The following is a 1,110-nucleotide window of genomic DNA, read 5'->3' as shown; positions in this document are numbered from 1 at the left end:
CCGGCTTCGGGTCCGACGGCGCGTGCCGTGGAGGCGGGGGCGGAGCTGTCGACGCCGGAGGGGCTGCTGGCGCGCTACGAGCTGGTGGACGTGACCCCGGCGGTGATCGAGGCCCTGCGCGGGCGCCCGCTCGACAGCCTGCTGGCCTCCTTCGGCGACAAGCGCCCCTCGATCGAGCCGGTGATCGGCGTGGGCGACTACGTCTCGGTCTCGGTCTGGGAGGCCGGGTCGGGCGGCCTGTTCTCCGGCCCGCTCGTCGCCGACCGCTTCTCCGCCGGCTCGAAGTCGGCGCTGATCCCCGAGCAGGCCGTCGGCCGCGACGGCGCGATCTCGGTGCCGTATGCCGGGCGCATCCACGTCGCCGGACGCCGCACCCAGGACGTCCAGACGCTGATCGAGAACGAGCTCGCCGGCAAGGCGATCCAGCCGCAGGTGCTGGTCTCGGTCACCAAGCCGATCTCCCAGGCCGTCACCGTCACCGGCGAGGCGGTGGCCGGCGCCCGCCTGCCGCTGTCGACCGGCGGCGACCGCCTCCTCGACGTCGTGGCCTCCGCCGGCGGCGTGCGCTCGCCCGTCTCCGAGACCTTCGTGCGCCTCTCGCGCGGGGACCGCACCACCACCGTGCCGATGACGACCCTGGTGGCCAACCCGCGCGAGAACATCTACCTGCGCCCCAACGACGTGCTCACCCTGGTGCGCGACCCCCAGACCTTCCTGGCGGTCGGCGCGCTCGGCAACGCCACCGAGCTGCCGTTCTCGGCCGAGGGCATCACGCTCGCCCAGGCCCTAGCCAAGGCCCGCGGCCTGTCCGACTTCCAGGCCGACCCGGCCGGCACCTTCGTGTTCCGCTTCGAGCCGGCCGCCGTCGTCCGCCGCCTCAACCCGGCCTCGCCGCTCCTGACCACACCCGTGGTCCCGGTGGTCTACCGCATCGACATGCGCGACCCCAACAGCCTGTTCACCTCCCAGGCCTTCCGCATGCGAAACCGCGACCTCGTCTACGTCTCCAACGCCCCCTTCACCGAAGTCTCCAAGGTCGTCAGCGTCTTCTCCACCGTCGCAGGCCCCGTCGCATCCGCAGCCTCCGTCTACGCCTACTCACGGTAGGCG

1 protein-coding gene is annotated in these 1,110 nt (G+C 72.8%); it reads left to right on the top strand.

Annotation, left to right across the window (positions count from 1 at the left end; genetic code table 11):
- A partial coding sequence (locus MKK55_RS26840; protein WP_147860478.1) for a polysaccharide biosynthesis/export family protein occupies positions 1–1,107 on the top strand: 1,107 nt, incomplete at its 5' end.
- Positions 1,108–1,110 lie beyond the last annotated feature (3 nt).

The organism is Methylobacterium sp. J-059, from assembly GCF_022829485.1.
GTDB lineage: Bacteria > Pseudomonadota > Alphaproteobacteria > Rhizobiales > Beijerinckiaceae > Methylobacterium.
Note: the sequence above shows the minus strand (reverse complement) of the source record. Positions and strands in the feature narration are given on the sequence as shown.